Annotated in this window: 20 protein-coding genes, 5 tRNA genes, 1 pseudogene, 1 riboswitch and 3 other annotated features (1 of these 30 running past the window's edge); of the genes and pseudogenes, 5 read left to right on the top strand and 21 right to left on the bottom strand. The window is 33.3% G+C overall.

Translation table 11 applies throughout. The features are described from left to right. Positions 1-16, bottom strand: a binding site (T-box leader); it reaches 188 nt to the left of the window's first position. Positions 17-75: 59 nt separating this feature from the next. The 16 genes from ACESM9_RS02455 to ACESM9_RS02380 all read right to left on the bottom strand — a co-directional run bounded on the left by ACESM9_RS02455 (position 76) and on the right by ACESM9_RS02380 (position 10,696). After that, positions 76-951 (bottom strand): TrmH family RNA methyltransferase, encoded by an 876-nt coding sequence (locus tag ACESM9_RS02455; RefSeq protein ID WP_372994934.1) that lies wholly within the window; start codon positions 949-951, stop codon positions 76-78. A gap of 125 nt (positions 952-1,076) precedes the next feature. Next, positions 1,077-1,436 (bottom strand): 50S ribosomal protein L20, encoded by a 360-nt coding sequence (rplT, locus tag ACESM9_RS02450; RefSeq protein ID WP_372994932.1) that lies wholly within the window; start codon positions 1,434-1,436, stop codon positions 1,077-1,079. A gap of 25 nt (positions 1,437-1,461) precedes the next feature. Beyond that, a complete protein-coding gene (rpmI, locus tag ACESM9_RS02445) occupies positions 1,462-1,659 on the bottom strand; it encodes a 50S ribosomal protein L35 (protein WP_372994930.1) in 198 nt (65 codons plus the stop codon). A 21-nt stretch (positions 1,660-1,680) separates the two neighbouring features. Continuing rightward, positions 1,681-2,202, bottom strand: coding sequence for a translation initiation factor IF-3 (gene infC, locus ACESM9_RS02440; protein ID WP_372994928.1), 522 nt, complete (start codon positions 2,200-2,202; stop codon positions 1,681-1,683). 7 nt (positions 2,203-2,209) lie between these two features. Next, positions 2,210-2,323: a sequence feature (ribosomal protein L20 leader region), on the bottom strand. 79 nt (positions 2,324-2,402) lie between these two features. Next, positions 2,403-4,313, bottom strand: coding sequence for a threonine--tRNA ligase (thrS, locus tag ACESM9_RS02435; protein WP_372994926.1), 1,911 nt, complete (start codon positions 4,311-4,313; stop codon positions 2,403-2,405). Positions 4,314-4,366: 53 nt separating this feature from the next. Further along, positions 4,367-4,564, bottom strand: a binding site (T-box leader). 42 nt (positions 4,565-4,606) lie between these two features. Next, positions 4,607-5,200 (bottom strand): DUF445 domain-containing protein, encoded by a 594-nt coding sequence (locus tag ACESM9_RS02430; protein ID WP_372994924.1) that lies wholly within the window; start codon positions 5,198-5,200, stop codon positions 4,607-4,609. 67 nt (positions 5,201-5,267) lie between these two features. Further along, the gene (gene ytxC, locus ACESM9_RS02425; RefSeq protein WP_372994922.1) at positions 5,268-6,176 is read right to left on the bottom strand and encodes a putative sporulation protein YtxC; all 909 of its coding nucleotides are present in this window, start codon (positions 6,174-6,176) and stop codon (positions 5,268-5,270) included. An 83-nt stretch (positions 6,177-6,259) separates the two neighbouring features. After that, on the bottom strand, positions 6,260-7,012 hold the full coding sequence (locus tag ACESM9_RS02420) for a DUF6873 family GME fold protein (RefSeq protein ID WP_372994920.1): 753 nt from the start codon (positions 7,010-7,012) through the stop codon (positions 6,260-6,262). A gap of 223 nt (positions 7,013-7,235) precedes the next feature. After that, positions 7,236-7,309: transfer RNA gene (locus ACESM9_RS02415), tRNA-Cys, on the bottom strand. A gap of 5 nt (positions 7,310-7,314) precedes the next feature. Continuing rightward, positions 7,315-7,389: transfer RNA gene (locus ACESM9_RS02410), tRNA-Gly, on the bottom strand. An 11-nt stretch (positions 7,390-7,400) separates the two neighbouring features. Further along, positions 7,401-7,476 (bottom strand) — tRNA-Phe (locus ACESM9_RS02405). Between the two features lie 5 nt (positions 7,477-7,481). Beyond that, a tRNA-Asp gene (locus ACESM9_RS02400) sits at positions 7,482-7,558 on the bottom strand. 6 nt (positions 7,559-7,564) lie between these two features. Beyond that, positions 7,565-7,640, bottom strand: a tRNA-Val gene (locus ACESM9_RS02395). A gap of 81 nt (positions 7,641-7,721) precedes the next feature. After that, positions 7,722-8,606: an Hsp33 family molecular chaperone HslO gene (hslO, locus tag ACESM9_RS02390; RefSeq protein ID WP_372994918.1), complete on the bottom strand. Its 885-nt coding sequence runs from the start codon at positions 8,604-8,606 to the stop codon at positions 7,722-7,724. Positions 8,607-8,624: 18 nt separating this feature from the next. Further along, positions 8,625-9,371, bottom strand: a complete 747-nt coding sequence (locus ACESM9_RS02385; protein WP_372994916.1) for a class I SAM-dependent DNA methyltransferase — start codon at positions 9,369-9,371, stop codon at positions 8,625-8,627. Positions 9,372-9,385: 14 nt separating this feature from the next. Continuing rightward, positions 9,386-10,696 (bottom strand): hypothetical protein, encoded by a 1,311-nt coding sequence (locus ACESM9_RS02380; RefSeq protein ID WP_372994914.1) that lies wholly within the window; start codon positions 10,694-10,696, stop codon positions 9,386-9,388. 164 nt (positions 10,697-10,860) lie between these two features. After that, positions 10,861-11,035, top strand: a riboswitch (Lysine riboswitch). 144 nt (positions 11,036-11,179) lie between these two features. Here ACESM9_RS02380 and ACESM9_RS02375 point away from each other — a divergent pair. The 5 genes from ACESM9_RS02375 to ACESM9_RS02355 are packed head-to-tail and all read left to right on the top strand — an operon-like array spanning position 11,180 to position 15,773. Beyond that, positions 11,180-12,175, top strand: a complete 996-nt coding sequence (locus tag ACESM9_RS02375; RefSeq protein WP_372994912.1) for an aspartate-semialdehyde dehydrogenase — start codon at positions 11,180-11,182, stop codon at positions 12,173-12,175. 13 nt (positions 12,176-12,188) lie between these two features. Further along, entirely contained in the window at positions 12,189-13,067 is an 879-nt protein-coding gene (gene dapA, locus ACESM9_RS02370; RefSeq protein WP_372994910.1) for a 4-hydroxy-tetrahydrodipicolinate synthase, read from the top strand. A gap of 12 nt (positions 13,068-13,079) precedes the next feature. Further along, positions 13,080-13,850, top strand: a complete 771-nt coding sequence (gene dapB, locus ACESM9_RS02365) for a 4-hydroxy-tetrahydrodipicolinate reductase (RefSeq protein ID WP_372994908.1) — start codon at positions 13,080-13,082, stop codon at positions 13,848-13,850. Further along, entirely contained in the window at positions 13,843-14,556 is a 714-nt protein-coding gene (dapD, locus tag ACESM9_RS02360) for a 2,3,4,5-tetrahydropyridine-2,6-dicarboxylate N-acetyltransferase (protein WP_372994906.1), read from the top strand. The genes dapB and dapD overlap by 8 nt, the downstream gene beginning before the upstream one ends. A gap of 11 nt (positions 14,557-14,567) precedes the next feature. Further along, positions 14,568-15,773, top strand: coding sequence for an aspartate kinase (locus ACESM9_RS02355; protein WP_372994904.1), 1,206 nt, complete (start codon positions 14,568-14,570; stop codon positions 15,771-15,773). Positions 15,774-15,829: 56 nt separating this feature from the next. On the opposite strand, the gene ACESM9_RS02350 is transcribed toward ACESM9_RS02355, so the two are convergent. From ACESM9_RS02350 to ACESM9_RS02330, 5 genes and pseudogenes are all read right to left on the bottom strand, one after another. Further along, positions 15,830-16,702: a YitT family protein gene (locus ACESM9_RS02350; RefSeq protein ID WP_372994902.1), complete on the bottom strand. Its 873-nt coding sequence runs from the start codon at positions 16,700-16,702 to the stop codon at positions 15,830-15,832. A 187-nt stretch (positions 16,703-16,889) separates the two neighbouring features. Further along, entirely contained in the window at positions 16,890-17,579 is a 690-nt protein-coding gene (locus ACESM9_RS02345) for a single-stranded DNA-binding protein (RefSeq protein ID WP_372994900.1), read from the bottom strand. 92 nt (positions 17,580-17,671) lie between these two features. After that, positions 17,672-19,027: a hypothetical protein gene (locus ACESM9_RS02340; RefSeq protein WP_372994898.1), complete on the bottom strand. Its 1,356-nt coding sequence runs from the start codon at positions 19,025-19,027 to the stop codon at positions 17,672-17,674. Between the two features lie 228 nt (positions 19,028-19,255). Next, a complete protein-coding gene (locus ACESM9_RS02335; protein ID WP_372994896.1) occupies positions 19,256-19,444 on the bottom strand; it encodes a hypothetical protein in 189 nt (62 codons plus the stop codon). A 66-nt stretch (positions 19,445-19,510) separates the two neighbouring features. Then, a pseudogene (locus ACESM9_RS02330) lies at positions 19,511-19,826 on the bottom strand (deacetylase); the annotation flags it as partial.

Below are 19,826 nucleotides of genomic sequence, written 5' to 3'. Positions count from 1 at the left end.
CCTTCATAGATAGTATTGTATAGTTAATATAAACTTATTCTGAATTATAACACATGATACTCATTATTACAATATTTATAAGTCATTTTTAGCTGTTAACAGCTTATATCTCATTAATTCATACATAATAGTAGATGCGGCTACACTGGCATTCAAAGATTCTGCTTTTCCCAACATAGGAATATTAGCTTTGATTTTCACCTTATCCATTACTGCGTCAGAAAGCCCCTTCGATTCGTTGCCTATAACAATAGCATTCTTATTCTTATAATCAATATCATAACAGGCAATACCGCCACGAGGTGTTGTCGCTAAAGTGAGGACTTCAACCTGGTTGAGGGTGGATATTACATCTACAAGGTCTACATTATCTATAACGGGAATATGGAACAATGAACCCATAGTGGATCTAATGGTTTTCCCTGAATAAATATCAGCACAGCCTTTTGACAATATAACAAAATCAAATCCGAAAGCATCTGCAGTCCTTATAATAGTGCCAACATTTCCAGGATCCTGAACTTCTTCTAAAATCACCACATTATATCTATCTCTCTTAATAAGTAAATTAATATCATAAGTCCTCTTGTGTCCAATACATATTATGCCTTGAGGTGTCTTTGTTTCGCTGATATCTAAATAAGGTTTTTCTTCTAACTCGTATACAGATACACCCCTTCCCAAGCATATATTGATGATCTCCTGAATATCAGGATTATTAGAAACTTTATTATGATATAACAGGGTATTTATAGAAACATCGTAGGTCAGAGCTTCTCTTATGAGCTTGATTCCCTCTATTAGAAATTGTTCATTGGAATCCCTGTATTTCTTCATATGTAAAGACTTTGCATGTTTGATAATTTTATTTTGACTACTGGTTATGGCTTGTATCATATGTTCACCTTCAATCAATCTTCTTTTCCATCTTTCTTGGCTTTTCAGCTCCACTTATTAAAATCCAGCCGAGTATAATTAATATTTCCCTTTGTTTATTATCTTCATCCTAACCTCTTTTAAAACTAAATGCAATGTGGAAGTGGAAAGAAATAAAATAAAAAAGACCTTTCGGTCTTTTATGCGTTTAATTTTTGTTTAGCAATATCAACTAACTTAGCAAATCCAGCCTCATCATTGATAGCCATTTCTGACAACATTTTTCTATTTATTTCTATTCCTGATTGCTTAAGCCCATTTATAAACTTGCTATAGGATAATCCATGAATTCTTGCAGCTGCATTTATTCTTGAAATCCATAGCTTTCTGAAATCCCTTTTTCTTAGCTTTCTTCCAATGTAAGCAAATCTTAATGCTCTAATAACTGTTTCATTTGCTACTCTATATTTCTTGCTCCTGGCTCCTACATAGCCTTTAGCTAATTTTAATATCTTTCTACGCTTTTTATGGGCGTTTAGTGCTCTTTTTACTCTTGCCATCTTTTATGCTGCCTCCTTATGGAAATTATTTATATGGTACCAACTGTCTAATAATCTTTGTCTCTGATGTGCTGGCATAACCTGTTTTTCTAAGGTTTCTTTTTCTTTTTGAAGTTTTCTTAGTTAAAATATGCTGTTTGAAAGCTTTAGCTCTTTTTACTTTTCCTGATTTAGTAAAGCTGAATCTTTTTGCTGAAGCTCTATGGGTTTTCATTTTAGGCATTACAAAGTCCTCCCTTTTTTACTATTGTCTAGGCGCTAAAGTCAAGGAAAGATTCTTCCCTTCTAACTTCGCCGGTTTTTCAATTACACAGACATCCTTCAAGATATCATAAAATCGTCCTAGGGCTTTCTCACCATATGCAACATGGTCTATTTCTCTACCTCTGAATCTTATGGTAACCTTAACCTTGTTACCATCGTTTAAAAATTTTTGAGCGTTTTTAGCTTTCACATTCAGGTCATGCTCCTCAATTTTGGGAGAAAATCTTATTTCCTTTACATTAATAACCTTTTGGTTTTTACGTGCTTCTTTCTCCCTTTTACTCTGTTCAAAAGTAAATTTACCATAGTCCATTATTTTACACACTGGTGGTTTTGCTTGTGGAGCTATTTTAACGAGGTCTAATTCTCGTTCCATTGCAATTTCCAAAGCTTGCTTGGAAGACATTATACCAAGTTGTTCTCCATTGATATCTATTACCCTAACCTCTTTATCCCTAATATCTTCATTAATTTGAACTTCCTTATTGCTACTTATAGTCAATCACCTCCATATTAAAACTGGGCAGGTAGAAAAATCCACCTGCCCGTTATATTTATACGAACTATATATTTACCTTACTAGCGAAGCTGTAAGGTGAGAAGTGGACCTTCTACTTGTGCTTAAAGATATAGCAATATTTTATTATATATTGACTAATATATATTATCATTATACATTGGTGTTGTCAATATTAAATTATATTATTTGCTTGTTTTCTCAGCTATTTCATTCATTATTTGATTAATAAATTCCTCTAGTTTCACTGCACCTTTATCTCCTTCTTTTCTATCTCTTACTGAAACACTTGAGCTTTCAACTTCTTTGTCTCCTACAATCAGCATATAGGGAACTTTTTTCAGCTGTGCTTCTCTGATCTTATAACCGACTTTCTCGCTTCTTAGGTCAGACTCAACTCGAATATCTAATTCATTTAGCTTTTGTTCAATCTCTTTTGCATAATCATATTGCCTTTCTGACACAGGTATAACAACCACTTGTACTGGTGCTATCCAAACGGGGAATGCTCCTGCAAAATGCTCTGTTAATATTGCAATAAACCTTTCAATGCTGCCAAAAATTACTCTGTGTATCATCACAGGCCTGTGTTTTTCTCCATCTGCTCCGATATATGTCAAATCAAACCTCTCAGGCATCTGGAAATCCAATTGTATTGTACCGCATTGCCATGTACGGCCGATGCAATCCTGCAGATGAAAATCTATTTTGGGGCCATAGAAGGCTCCATCACCTTCATTTACTTTGTATTCAATGCCTCTTGATTCCAATGCATCTCTAAGTGCATTAGTAGCCAACTCCCAATCTTCATCAGACCCCATAGAATTTTCAGGTCTAGTGGATAATTCTACATGGTACTTAAATCCAAATAAATTATAGAAATAATCTACCATCTCAATTACACCTATTATTTCATCTTTTATTTGAGAAGGCATCATAAAGATATGAGCATCATCCTGTGTAAAGCATCTAACTCTCATCAACCCATGAAGGGCTCCTGATAATTCATGCCTGTGTACTAAACCTAATTCTCCCATTCTTATAGGCAAATCTCTATAGCTATGGAGTTCTCTCTTATACATCAGCATACCACCAGGACAATTCATAGGTTTAACGGCAAAATCCTGTTCATCAATCTGTGTAAAATACATGTTCTCTTTGTAGTGATCCCAGTGTCCTGATCTATGCCAAAGATCAGCATTCAAAATTATAGGAGTCTTGATTTCTTCATACCCTCTCTTTTTATGTTCCTTTCTCCAGAAGTCCTCAAGAATATTTCTCAATACCATCCCCTTAGGATGAAAGAATGGGAAACCAGGGCCTTCTTCCTGTATGCTAAATAAATCTAGCTCTTTTCCTAATTTTCTGTGGTCTCTTTTCTTTGCTTCTTCAAGCATGTTGAGATATTCATCCAATTGGCTTTTCTTAATAAAAGATGTTCCGTATATTCTTTGGAGCATTTTATTCTTTTCATTTCCTCGCCAATAAGCACCCGCCACATTAAGCAACTTAAAGGCTTTAACCTTGCCGGTTGAAGGAACATGAGGTCCTGCACAGAGGTCTACAAACTCTCCCTGTTTATAAAAGGAAATTGCCTCATCTTCAGGTAACTCTTTGATCAGTTCAACCTTATAACTTTCACCTTTTTCTTCCATCAGCTTTATTGCCTCTTCTCTTGGAAGTACAAACCTTTCAATATTATAATCTTCTTTAACGATTTTTGCCATTTCCTTTTCTATTAGTTCTAAATCTGCTTCACTAAAAGCTTTATCTGTATCAAAATCGTAATAGAAGCCATTTTCTATGGCAGGCCCGATTGCAAGTTTAACATCAGGATATAATCTTTTTACAGCCTGAGCTAATATGTGAGAGGATGTATGTCTTAAGGGCAGTCTCCCTTCTTCATTATCAAAAGTTAAAACTTCCAGTGTAGCATCTTCTTCAACTGTATCACTCAGTTCCCTAATCTCTCCATTAACCTTTGCTGCTAAAGCAGCCTTAAGCAATCCGCTTCCTATAGAGGCAACAATGTCTTCTACCTTTATTCCTTTTTCGTATTCTCTGACTGAACCGTCCTTTAGTGTTATCCTTATCATGTTTGCTTCATCCTCCTATAATAAATTTTCAAAAATTAAAAAACTCTCGTCCCCAAAGGGGCGAGAGTAAATCGCGGTTCCACCCTATTTTTAACTCTAAGATTATAACGTAATCAACGGATAAGCCTACTCAATTCAACTCTCTGCTCCGAGGTGGTTTTCAAACACTATTTCCAAGAAGTGCTTGCAGCCTATGACACTTCCTCTCTTATGGTATAAGTTGTTTTACTCGTCCTCATCAATGCATTTAATTATTTATATCATTTTAATTCCTAAATATAATTATGTCAATACTAAATATATAAAAGTAGTAATAATCCTTGTAATAATCCAATTATTGCCCCCAATACTCCCCCAAGAATTTCAATATGCTTCAGTTCTTTTTGTGCAATTTTTAATGTTATTTCTTCTATTTTTATTAAATCGAAGGAATTTATTCTTTCCTCTATTATCTTTCCTATTTTTACTTCCTTCGAAGCCTTATCATATATATTTTTAATCAAATCTTCTATCATTTGAGGTGCTTCCTTATCTATCTGTTCCTCAACATATTGAATAACTGCATTTTTTATAATATGAGGTACTAATGAAGGTAATTTTTCATATATATTTTGTGAAATCTTTCTCTTTACTAATTCAATTATCCTATCACTGCTTCCTTCATCAATAATTCTTTCAAATATATCTTTAAAATCTATTAGCTCCATTTCCACAGTCTGTCCTATGCTAACAGCCATCTCAGCTTTACGTTTAGGAATCAGACCTTGGATTTCCAAAGCCAGAATTTTTACCGGCTTTATAGGCCTAAAAAGCATCTTTATAGCAATAATATTAGTCAACCAACCAATTATACCACCTATAATAGTTGAAATAAGAACTTTATACATATATAATTCACCTGTCTATACAAATAATTAATAATAATTATAACATATAAACAGGTGACATAATTCATCAATTTAATTCCTTATTTACCTTTAATATGCCGCAAAGATCACACCCTCTGCATAGCTCTATCCTATCGTAGAATATATTGGTGATAGTTCTGAAAAGTTCTTTATTTTTGAAATTCTGGCAATCATGAATGATAACCTTATTTGGAGCTATAGTGATTAGTGTGCTTATGAGAAGATCATCTAGACTTATATCATTGTCTCCAATTTCAGCTCTCAGTTCTTCAAAGCATTCACAATTAATAGGACTATTCTTGCTATCAATCAATATATAACCGCCTTTATCTATAGGAACAACATTTACAATATCTACTTTGCATTCTTGAATCTCCACAAAATATCTTAGAAGTTTTATAAATTCATTATATTCCCTCTCGGCAATATATTCTTCCACTGATCTTTCCACCAAATCTGCCAGCTCTTTTATATAGTCATTCAATCTGAAATTTACAAAGCCATCTATAATTATGAAGTTCTCTGACTTCAGATAGTTCAATATTTTTCTTATAATTCTAGTTCGTCTGGTTTGACCATAAAAACCATCTCTATATCCATCTTCTGCAGCAAGAAGTTTTATGGTTGACTCATAGATTAATTCTCTCTCATATTCTGTCAAATATAGATAATACTCTTTTATTATCTTTCTCAATATTTTAGTTTCATAATTATCTATAATAACATCACACAACACTTGAGCAAGCGAATATTTAAAGTCTTCACTGGATCTGTTTTCTATTAATTTTGACATAAAGCCTTCCTTTAATCCGCATCTTATAAAAACTGTATCTCCTGCTGTATATTCTTCATGTGTGATGCGCATATCTTCATTACTAATGGATTCAAGGCCTGAAAAGATATGATTCTTAATCTTTTCATCATTATTTCTAACAGCAATGGTTGTTAAGTACATCTGCTCAACTCCTTCCTGTTAAGTATTATTTGTGTTACTAAAACAATTATTCAATGGCCTAATCAGCCCAAAAGCTTTGAACTTCAATAGCTTATAGGCATTATTGAACCAATGTCCATGATTTTCTTATTGCTGAGTATTTTGATATCAATACCTTTTAAAGCTATATACTCCACAATTTTATTATAGCTTTTCATTTCCTTCATGCTTCCTGTAAAAGCTATAACATTTCTTGAAATCAAACCTGAAGAACCGCCAATAAAGCCATAATCTAATCCAACTATATCAATATCACCAGGCTCTATAATAAGCACTTCTATCCCATACTTTTCTAATACTCTAGCTACTCCTATATCATGAGTTATTACAGAATGTTCATCTACGATGCAAACAGAACATTTAGTATAACCCTGATTAACATGAATCAATTCTACTTCGTATTTCTCATACAGCTTAATGATTTCTGGATCTGTGTACTTTGTATTATGGAAAGCAAATTTGCCCATTCTTAATACATTATATGCTATATTTTCTGGATAGTTTCTTTGTAGCCATGTAGCACCTTTTGTCAATGCAAATCCTTTTTTAAAAAACCTCCCGGCAACTTTATCATATATGTTTGGTGCAATGACCAAAGAGTTTCCTCCTATATGATGAATCAATATATCAGGATGTCCATTTATCGCCTCGTATAATTCATTGCATCTTTCTGTCTTTATTATATCTATATCCATATATAATAATTTTGATAAAATTTCACCATCTACCCTATAATCCAATATAACAGTTTTTACTTTATCTATAGGAAGGTTGGGGTTTTCAATAAATATGCTCATTTTCGCTCCACCTTGTAAAACATAATAATTTTATTGTTTCATTATTTTAAACTTATAATAGCATTTTCATATAAAGATGGTTTCTAATTGGAATATTATAGGAATCAAGGAAGTCTTTCTTTAAATTCATAAGGTTAAGTTAACACTAATTTAGACTCACCTTTGAATTATTATAAAAAAATACTTCTCCTAGGAGAAGTATTTCAATAATATTATCTAATTATGGAGGCGACACCCGGATTTGAACCGGGGATAAAGGATTTGCAGTCCTCTGCCTTACCACTTGGCTATGTCGCCTTATATGGAGCGGGTGACGAGATTCGAACTCGCGACTTTCACCTTGGCAAGGTGACACTCTACCACTGAGTTACACCCGCATTTAGTTAAATGGTGCCTTGGGGCGGAATCGAACCACCGACACGAGGATTTTCAGTCCTCTGCTCTACCGACTGAGCTACCAAGGCTCAAATGGCGACCCAGAACGGGCTCGAACCGTCGACCTCCAGCGTGACAGGCTGGCATTCTAACCAACTGAACTACTGGGCCATTTGATGGTGGGCACAATAGGGCTCGAACCTATGACCCTCTGCTTGTAAGGCAGATGCTCTCCCAGCTGAGCTATGCGCCCATCGTCTCTAACGACAAGATTTAGTATACAGCATAGTTGCTTCAAAGTCAAGTTAAAAAATTTATAAATTAGCTAAATGGCTTAAACTTGTATTGCTTTTTTCAATATATCTTGAAGTTCCTCTTTATTAAATAAGTATTTTTTATTGCAGAAGTGGCATATCAATTCTGCTTGACCTTGTTCCTCGATTAATTCTTTTAAATCTTCTACTCCTATAGCAACTAGCGCTTTTTCCAACCTGGCTCTATTACAATTACACCTATATCTTATCTCTTTTCTTTCATGAATTGTATATTCAATATCCTTCATTATAATCTGTACTAGACCTTCAATTCCCTCATCAGCAATAATATCAGTTACTGAATTGATGCTTGTAACATTTTTTTCTAATAGATCTATTGTATTATCATCAGCTTGTGGCATTACTTGCACAATAAAACCACCTGCTGAATCTACATTGCCGTTAATAGCGATTCTGACACCCAATGCCACAGCTGTAGGTGTTTGCTCAGAAGAGGCAAAATAAGAAGCTATATCCTCTCCAATCTCACCATTTACAATTGGTACCTGACCAATATAAGGCTCCTTTAAGCCTAAATCCTTTATGACAGTAAAAATGCCGTTTCTACCTACAGCTCCTCCAACATCTAGCTTTCCTTTATCATTTAATGGCAAATCTACAAATGGATTAGCTATATAACCTCTAACATCACCTGTTATATCTGATACAACAATAATGCTCCCGGCAGGTCCTTTTCCATTTATTTGTAATGTTATCTTATCTTTTTCAGATTTCAACATGGTTCCCATCATGCTACCAGCAGTTAACATACGCCCTAAAGCTGCGGTTGTAACAGGGTAGGTGTTGTGTATCAATCTAGCTTCTTCAACAATGTTTATTGTTGTACAGCACAATAATCTTATACTCCCATCTGCACTGGTACATCTTAATAATATGTCTTTCATTTTACCTCCTATTTTGTCCTATTGACACTTTTTAGCTATAAAAAATATTCTTTCACTTTTTTCATTGGCTTGAGTATATTTGAATTCATCCAAAGCTTCAATTTCGTTGAAATCTGTCTCTTTTAAAATTTCATATATTTCCTCAATTTTATAAGCTTTTTGAATATGAATCTCCTCTATTCTTCTATATAGTGTGCCATCAGGTACGAAAAAATTCAACCTCATGGTTACAATTGAAGAATTGACATCGAACTCATTCTCCCAGCTATAAAAGACCCCATTTTTCTCTTCAATAAAAGTGTTATCACCTATTATTCTCTTAAGTTTATGGAAGCTACTTATATCAAATATAAAAATTCCGCCAGGATTCAAGATTTTGTTAACTCCTTGAAAAACTTTAGTGAGTTCATTTTTGTCAGTTATATAATTTATTCCATCACAAGCGCAAAGGGCTGCGTCAAATTTCCTTGTTAATGTCAGATTTCTCATGTCTTGTCTCAAAAATCTGATTTTTTCTCCATACATTCTAGCTTTATTCTCAGCTATTGAAAGCATTTGCTCTGATGCATCTATTCCCCATAGATTATAACCAAGCCTGGACATAGGTATTGTTATATTACCGGTTCCACATGCCAAATCTAAGACATAATTTGGAGTTATACCTTTAGATTTAATTATATGATGTAAGTATTCTGCCCATTTCTCATAGTCCACTTCATCCATCAATGTGTCATATATTTGGGCAAAGTTCTCATAACAAGTCATAAGACATTACTTCCTTATCTGTGAAATTTATAGTATGAAATAGTGTTCTTTCTTTTCTTTTTTCTTCTGCCTAACAAGTATCCCGTTATAAAAGAAATTACAATAAAGATAATTGAAAGATATTTAAAACCTTTAATTTTCTCCATCAAGCTCTCCAGCTTAAATAATGCAATAGTCTTATCTATAATACTCTCTTTTTCAACATTTTGCTCAGGTCTTTCCTGTTCAATAATTTCAACAACTTCTATATAATTCTTTCCGGCTGTCTCCATCCATTTGTTGATATATTCATTATCTTCTTTTGCTTGAGTTTGTAAAGTTTTCATAATATCCAACAGCTCTAAATCTGATACATCCTTTTCTATGGTCTGATCTAAATCATATAATATCTTATATTTTAGTCTGCTTGGATACAACATATTATAATTCAAGTCCTTAATATACTCCACATATTTAGAGAAATCTGCCTGTTTTCTATAAGCTTCGGCTTTTATATATTTAATCTGGTTTGAATTAAAAGTTGGATCTGTTGGATTGTTAAGATATTCATCACATAGAGTATTTACAGATTCGTAGTCTTTCTTTCTAAAAGAAGCTGCAATATTTTTGAGCTTCTTATCGGAACTGAAATCAAATCTATCAACGGACAGCTTATCAACCAGTTCATAATCTAAACCAAGTATCTCGCTGCCTTTATTTACTTCCATTGTAAGTCTTTTATTGCCACTTAATACTGTCTTCTCTTCTGTAATTCCAATTGTATCTAAAACATTGTATGGATAAAAATCATATAGTGAAAGTACAATAGTAGATGCATCTGAGTACACAAGATCTTTATTCTTATGATATCTGATGCTATACATTCCCTTGCTGTCGTTTTTAAGCTTGCTTTCATACCTTACATTAATAACTTTAGTTTCATTAGCTTTGAACCATAGGCTGGCTGTATGCCATTTCGAAGCATTAGGTAAAGTATCTGAAGGATATCTATCCTGGATATAGCTTTTATTTCTGTTATAGTATTTAACTGGGTTACCCTTTTCAGTTATTTGTATATTCTCCAGATTATTTGAAGGTAGACCCAGTATTGCCTCCAAAGTATTTTGAGTCAAGTTTTTTATAACATACTCCCCATTATAAATCAGCTTGTCCTCATTAATTTCAATTGCCGAGTTCTGTCCTACCAACTGAATGTCGTAGGTGTTAAGTATTTGCACATCGTAGCCATTCCAAATATTTTCTTCATCCGCCAGCGTAGTCGAAAAAGTGCAAATCATAATAATAGCCAATAGTATTGATATTCCAGTGATAGGTTTTCCTCTCAAAAATGCCACCTCCCTAACAAAGATATTACTATAATTGATTTTACAATAATAAGCTTAAATATACAATTGACTATAAGACTTATTTGTAATAAATATTTGGTAACTAATATTGACATGAGTTTTTATCCATGTTAATATAAATGAAATTAATTATAGTATGTAATTCACGAGATAGAGGTGCGCTTTTAATTATTAAACAACATGAGGTAGTGTTTGCCTATGAGTGCTGTTGAAAGGTAAAAGCGCCGAAGGGAGAAAAATAACACTGTTTTTCTTGCCTGGTTCATGCATAAATAATGCCTGGACTGTCATCTTTATAGATGGAGAGCTATCCATGAATGATGTTATAAATACATTTTATAGAATGTGTTTTGTCATTTTTCATGTCAGCTTTCGGGCTGACTTTTTATTTATTCTAAATATGGCAAGAGTGATATTAATATCATATAATTAATTAAATAATTTTATTTAGGGGGTAATTAAATGAAGAAATATAATATTGCAGTTGTTGGTGCTACAGGAATGGTTGGTAGAACAATCCTTAGGATACTAGAGGAAAGAAATTTCCCAATAAATAATTTATATGTTTTTTCCTCCATGAAGTCTGCTGGAACAAGTATCCAATTCAAAGATAAAACTTATATAGTGGAAGAATTATGCGAAACATCCTTTGATAGAGATATAGATATTGCTCTATTCTCTGCTGGTGGCTCTATCAGCACTAAATTTGCACCTATTGCAGCAGCTAAGGGTGTAGTAGTTATTGATAACAGCAGTGCATTTAGGATGCATAAAGAAGTGCCTCTAGTTGTTCCTGAGGTAAATGAATCTGATATTATCAATCATAATGGTATAATTGCAAACCCTAACTGTTCTACTATCCAAGCCGTTATTGCATTAAAACCTCTCCATGATAATTATAATATAAAGAGAATTGTTTACTCAACTTACCAAGCCGTATCCGGTTCTGGTGTAAAAGGAGTTACTGACTTGGAGAATGGTTTGGCAAATAAACCCCACGCTTTCTACCCTCATCCTATTGCCAACAATTGCCTTCCTCATATAGATGTTTTTACTGAAAATGGCTATACAAAGGAAGAAATGAAAATGATTGATGAAACTAAGAAAATTTTAAATAACTTTGATTTGAAGATAACCGCCACAACAGTGAGGGTGCCTGTTTTCAACTGTCACTCAGAGTCAGTAAATGTTGAATTCTACAAAGACTTTAAGTTAGAAGAATTAAAGGAAATACTGAAAAATTCTCCCGGCATAGTGCTAGCCGATGAACCTGAAAATAATATATATCCTTTAGCTTCCCTAGCCAATGGCAGAGATGAGGTTTTTGTCGGCAGAATCAGAAGGGATGAATCAGTAGATAGCGGAATAAACATGTGGATCGTAGCTGACAACATCAGAAAAGGTGCTGCGACAAATGCTGTACAGATTGCAGAATCTTTAATAAAGTTAATAAAATAAAGGAGGTACTGATATGGCTTTGTTCAAAGGCTCTGGAGTCGCAATTGTGACCCCATTTACAAATGAAGGCGTTGATTTTGATAAACTAGGTGAATTGATAGAATGGCACATAAGTAGCGGTACTGACGCAATCATAATTTGCGGTACTACAGGAGAAGCCTCGACTATGACAGATGATGAGAAAAAGGCTGCTTACAGGTTTACAGTAAAAAAAGTGGCAAAGAGAATACCTGTCATAGCTGGAACAGGCAGTAATAATACCAAGCACAGTATAGAGCTATCAAAGTATGCAGAAAGTGTAGGGTGTGATGGCTTGCTATGTGTTACTCCTTACTACAACAAAACAACTCAGAAGGGATTGATTGAACATTATACTGCCATAGCAGATTCAGTCAATATTCCAATTATAATCTATAATGTACCTGGAAGAACTGGACTGAATGTACTGCCAGATACTTTAAAAAAGTTATCCTTCCATAAAAACATTGCTGGAGTTAAAGAAGCAAGTGGAAATATCAGTCAGGTTGTAGAGATTGGAACCTTCTGCAATGAGAATTTTGCAATGTATTCAGGAAATGATGATCAGGTAGTTCCTCTTCTCTCTGTAGGTGGTATAGGAGTTATATCTGTTGTTGCTAACATTGCACCAAAGGAAATGCACGATATGGTTATGAGTTATCTTGATGGTGATATAAAGCATGCTATGGAACTCCAATTAAAAATTAAACCTTTAAATGATGCTCTATTTTGCGAAGTTAATCCGATACCAGTAAAGACTGCTATGAATCTTTTGGGCCACGAAGTTGGAGAGTTAAGGCTCCCCTTGACTTCCATGTCAGATAAGAACTTAGATTTTTTAAAAAATGCGCTTTTATCCTATGGTCTTCTTTAAGGGGGTAAAGTTTTGATAAACATATTGTTAAACGGCTGCAATGGCAAAATGGGACAAACGATAACTCAATTACTTAAAGAAAATCCCAATATGAAAATTGCTGCCGGCATAGATACAAATCCTGAAAAGTTTAATAATGAATATAAAGTATATAAAGAAATAATGGATGTAGAAGAAACTGCAGACCTGGTTTTAGATTTTTCTCATCCTAACAGTATTGATAAAATTATTGAGTACTGTATAAGTAAAGGTATAGCTTTAGTAGTTGCTACTACAGGTTTATCTCAGTCTCAGTACGAGCTTTTAGCAAAAACCTCCAACAAGATACCGGTATTTCAATCCGCAAATATGTCCTATGGTGTCGCTGTAACTGTTGAATTATGCAAGAATGCAGCAAAGACTCTAGGTAAGGATTTCGATATAGAAATAATTGAAAAGCATCATAATGAGAAAAAGGATGCTCCTAGCGGCACAGCACTAATGATAGCCAAAGAAATCAATTCTACATTGAATAACAACTTAGAGTTCATATATGATAGACACCAAAAAGGTGCTAGAAAACCAATTGAAATGGGTATATATTCTCTCAGAGGTGGTACTATTCCTGGAGAACATATAATAACTTTTGCTGGCAAGGATGAGATAATAGAAATAAAACACACAGCATTATCTAGAAAGATTTTTGCAGAGGGTGCAATAAAGGCAGTAGAATTTACTGTTGGGAAAAAACCCGGCTATTACAATATGAAAGATTTACTTAAGGAGATAGTTAAAAATGAATGATATTGATTTTACTAATCCATATAAGATTGCTGAATTTATAAAAAATGCAAGGAAAAGTACACCGGTTAAAGCCTATATAAATGGTAGGCTAGACATTACAGATTTCGGTTCCATTGATTTTTATGGTTTAGGTAGTTTTTGGATATTAATTGGTGAAAGCGAAGAAATTGAAAAATATATAGAGAACAATTCTGATAAAATTCAAAAATATCATATTGAATATGATAGGAGAAATTCTGCTATACCACTATTAGATACTAGAAAGATAAATGCCAGAATAGAACCTGGAGCCATTATAAGGGATAGAGTATCCATTGGCAATAATGCTGTCATAATGATGGGAGCGATAATCAATATAGGTGCAGAAATAGGCAGCGGCACAATGATAGATATGAATGCAGTATTGGGTGCCAGAGCAACTGTAGGTAATAACTGTCATGTAGGTGCTGGTGCTGTATTGGCGGGCGTCTTGGAACCACCAAGTGCAAAACCTGTTGTGATTGAAGATGATGTATTAATCGGTGCTAATGCTGTAATACTTGAAGGTGTTACTGTTGGAAAAGGTGCTGTTGTAGCTGCTGGTTCAGTGGTAACCAAAGATGTGCCGGCAGGAACTGTTGTTGCTGGTACTCCTGCCAAAGTTATCAAAAACACCAGCGATTTGGATAAAAATAAGAATGAACTACTAGATGATTTGAGAAAATAGGATGTGATTTTATGCCGATAGTTGTACAAAAATATGGTGGAAGTTCAATTGAAAGTATTGAAAAAATAAGAAATGTTGCAAATAGAATTGCACAACGCAGAAGTGAAGGTTTTGATTTGGTAGTAGTGGTATCGGCAATGGGTAAAACCACAGACTATCTCATAGATATGGCACATCAAATAAGTAATACACCAAAAAAGAGAGAAATGGATGTTTTAATGGCAACAGGGGAGCAAGTTTCAATATCTCTTCTATCCATCGCATTAAATGATATTGGAGTTGCTGCAGTATCTTTTACAGGTCCCCAGCTAGGCATCAAAACAGAGGGATATCATACAAAGTCAAGAATTGCTGAAATTAATGAAGGTATTATACTAGATGCTATAGGCAAAGGTAAAGTAGTAATAGTTGCAGGTTTTCAAGGAGTCAATGAGAAAAACGAAATAACTACCTTAGGTCGAGGAGGTTCTGATACTACTGCAGTAGCAATAGCCGCCAAGCTTGGCTGCCCTTGTGAGATATATACGGATGTGGATGGAATATATACCGTTGACCCAAGGCTGTTTCCATCTGCAAGAAAGCTAGAAACCATAAGTTATGAAGAAATGTTGGAGCTGGCAAGCTCAGGTGCAGGAGTAATGCATACCCGTTCAATAGAATTGGCTGAAATATACAATGTGCCTATAACTGTTGCACTGAACACAGGCAATATTAAAGGAACTATTATTAAGGAGTTGGATGAAACTATGGAAAAAACAGCAATTACAGGTCTTGCGGTTGATAACAATGAAGCTATGATAACATTGAATGGAGTGCCTCATGATATAAAAATCATAGCAGACATCTTTGCTAAAATTGCTAAGCTGGATATAAATATTGATATGATAAGCCAGACAACTCCTGTAAACAAACTTGTTAGCATATCATTTACTATACCTAAAAATGATCTGTCTCAGGCAACGAGTATACTTGAGCAGTATAAAAAAGATATCTTTACTTTTAGTTATGAAACATTTGATAACATAACAAAGCTTTCTGTCATAGGAATAGGAATGAAAAGCCAATCAGGAGTAGCTTCAAAAATGTTTAATATACTAGCTGAAAACGATATAGCTGTACACATCATAACAACATCAGAAATAAAAATATCTTATGTAATAAATCCTGAAGATCAGAAAAAAGCTATTGAAGCAGTAGCAAGAGAATATAATCTATAAGAAAGTCTTCCTAAGGGTTAAAAAAATGGAATGGATATTTACCATTCCATTTTTATTTATACACCTCTCTTGCTGAAACCTCTGCCTAATACTTCTGCAGTGTCGCTTACCGCCATAAAGGCATTTGGATCAATCTCTCTCACAATCTGCTTTAATTTTGCAAGTTGGTTTAATGTCACTATACAATATACAACTTTTTTCTTGCTTCCAGTAAATGCTCCTTCTCCCTCTAGATATGTTACACCCCTATGTAGTCTTTTAATTATTTCTTTTACAACCTCATTTTCTTTCTCTGATATAATAATAACTTGTTTTCTTATATCAAAACCTTGCAGTACCTTATCCAAAACCTGAGAGGCTACATAAATTGCTATCAAGGTATATAGAGCAGGTTTTAATCCATATATGAAGGAAGCTGTTGTTATTATTATAAGATTAATGATAAGTGAAATACTACCAAGGTTAAAGGACATATATTTTTTTATTATTACGGCTATTATATCAACTCCACCCTGAGATGCTCTATTTCTAAATACTATTCCCATTCCAATACCGTTTAATATACCTCCATATATGCTAGACAGCATTATATCATCTACAAGATAAAGTTCTCTAAGAAAACTAAAATAATCAATGAAAAATGAAAATGATGTCATACCTATCAAGCTCAGTATAATAAATTCCTTATCTATAAATCTATAACCTAATATAAATATAGGTACATTTAAAGCAAAAATAAGGATACCTGGACTTATCCCTGTAAGGTAGTTAGTAATAAGTGCTATTCCGCTTATACCTCCGCTTAGCAGTTTATGAGGCATTATAAAAGCATTAAAAGAAATGCCGCTAATGATGCCGCCTAAAAGTATAACAAATATCATTACTGGATATTTAAATTTACTGTTATATAATTTTTCAATAAAACTCATTCTAGAACCCCCATTATTATATAATACATAAATTGCAACACTGTTTCAACGAAGTTGGATATTTATTACTCTGCATAGGTTTAGAGCATCTTAGCCTCGCTATTTACATTATATATAGATTTGTAAAAGGCAACAATAGCTAAACCATATATATGCAAAGAAAAAAGGAACTTTACGCTCCTTTTTACTAATCCTGATCACTTTCCGTTTCATCAAAATCCGTACTATCATCAGATGATTTATTTTCAAGATTATCTTTATTGACTACTTCCATCTTTGAGATAGATACTTCGTAAGCAACCCTTGTAATAATCTCTTCTTCAGAAATCTTCTTCTGGTACTCTCTACTTTGTATTCTGCCCCATATTTTAATTCTATCCCCTACCTGCAGCTTTTCTGAATACCTAGCATTTCTACCCCAAGCTATACATGGAATATAATCAGATTTGTTATAAGGACGATTTACAGCAATAAGCATATCTGTTATTTCTCTGCCAAAAGGTGTGGTGCGATATATAGGTTTTTTGCATATGTAACCATCTAGGAAAATCTGATTTGGGTTTTTTAATTCTTCATCAGATAAGCTTACATTTCTGGCGAAAACCGTCAATATTAATTTATTACTTCCATCAATAAATTTATTATAAGACCGAAGTTGCCCCTCTATTAATAATTGAGTGCCTTTTTCGATATTTATGCCTACCATTAATCTTTCAGATATGGTAACGGGCAATTCATCTGAAACATCACTCAATCTGGGCACTATTAAATTAACATTATAAAAATCCTCACCAAACATTTCATGGCTAAAAACAGGATTATCTTTTACAACCCCTGAAACTGTAACAACATTATTTGATATAATCTTGTCAACCATTTTTGACCCCCACTCCTTCCTTGTTCTTGCGTTTTACGATAATCTACACTATTAATATTCACATGTCTAAAATAATATGAATAGAATTATCATTAATATTTACTTTGAAGAAGTAATTCTATTATAAACTGAGATGAATATATCTCATCACCGCCAAGTATTAAAAGAACATCTCTGTCAGACAAGTGTCCTATAATGCTCATCAAAGCTTTTGATAATTGTTCAAAACATTTTATCTGTAAATTATCAGGTAATTGTTGGTAATCTTCTATTATATTTGATTTTTCATCTAATACTATAGTCAACTCTTTAATATCCAAACTTATACTCCATTCATTTGCCAAGCTAAAAACGAACCTTCTAAAATCTTTATGATACAGTTTCGAGTCTGAAATTATGATATATAGATCTTTGTAATCCAGCATTTGCATCTTTTCAAAAGTTTCTTTGTAATCGTTTTCTGTTATACAATAGCTGTTTATGAGTATAAAACTGTCATGTTTAACTATTGAAAAATCTCTTCCTTTGTCATCATACTCATATAGAGCTTCTCTAATACACTCTAATCTGATATCATAATATAAAGCACAGCTAATGGCAGCCAAAGCCGAATATACCTTGTTGATACCCAATCCCTTTATTGACACGGGTAATTCAAAAGGCTCTATCATTGTTCCTGATTTACTGCAAAATGTTCTCTGAAGACAGTAATTGAATTTTGTTATCTCTCCATGTTCAATGCTAGTAGCAGTGACTGCAGCCTTTTTATTTAATCCAAATGTTATCACTATATTTTTGTTTTCTCCGTCAATGGCTTTTAATATATATGGATTATCAATATTTATAAATAACGGCTTCTCTGAGTTGGTACTATATATTTCCCTCTCTTCCATAGGACATTCATCTATTAATATATTGCAGTCATATCTAGGTTTTAACACTAACTCATATCTCTTTATATCACTGCAATAGTTTATAGGAATTATTCTTATATTATTGGAAATGCACAGCAATATATAATAAAAGAGTTTTTCAGCTGTTGATTTAAACTTATCTGATACAACAGCATACGTAAAATCTGTTAATTCGATTTTCGCCACAGAGCTTGTAAAATGTTTAGCGAATATTCCATCTAGAAGATTGACAACAAGGTCTCCTTTTCCTCCACCATAAACCCCTACAAGATTGATATTATCTATAGGTCTTCCGTATAAAAGATTTAATAATGTGAAATATGTTTCCTCAATATCTTTCACTTTAATTATAGGGATTTGAGGATCTGAAACAGACTTATCTGTAATAATTAGAGATGCTCCATTTTTATATGCTTTATATATACCTTTTCTACTTTTTTGATACATATCTATATAAATCATTCCTGGAGCTGAATTTTCTGAATCAGTTGTCATTCTCTTATTTCCAAGTATTTGTCCCCAATGTCTAAACATATTATCAACTCCTATATACATAGTATAATATATAGTTCGCCGATAATATATTTTTATGTATTTCTAAAAATTTGGACTTTAGTATGATTATAACATTTATCATATACTTATCAAATATTGAACATTTATCTTTTCCATATTGATTATAAATGGTCCACAGCTCCTGTACACTATAGATCCCTATTCATCAATTCTAAACAGCTAATAAACAGAGATATGAAGCTAATTTTACTTTTTTCTAATAAAGGGATACTGTCTGAAGTTGTTACAACGCTTACTTTTACCTAAACTTCGCTCTATTTCCTCTATTCCATCTGATAAATCATTAATCTCATTAGATATTCTAATAACTTTTTCTATTGCAAAAGCCATTTTTATAGCCTTTTTTATTGTTCTATTTATATCATTTTTCCCCATAGTGACACCTGCCTTTGAAAACATTTATCCTTTGTACATTATATTAAGCCAGCCCAATTGTTTATACTATTTATGCTTTATCTGTTTTCCTGTATGGTCAATGTAGTAGTTGTCTTTATATATCAATTGAGATATAGGAACAATTTCGTAGCCCATCTGCTGCAGTTTATCAAGTATTATAGGAAGGGCCTTTGTTATGTAGGTAGCATTGTTATGAAACAAAACAATAGATCCATTTTTAACCTTAGAAATTACTCTATCAACGATGGCATTTACGCCATAGTCCTTATAATCAAGAGAATCTACATCCCATTGAATAACATAATAGCCTAACTCTTTGCAAACTCTTATTACTTTATTGTTATAATCACCAAATGGTGGC

This window comes from Lutispora sp. (genome assembly GCF_041687175.1).
Taxonomy (GTDB): domain Bacteria; phylum Bacillota; class Clostridia; order Lutisporales; family Lutisporaceae; genus Lutispora.
Note: the sequence above shows the minus strand (reverse complement) of the source record. Positions and strands in the feature narration are given on the sequence as shown.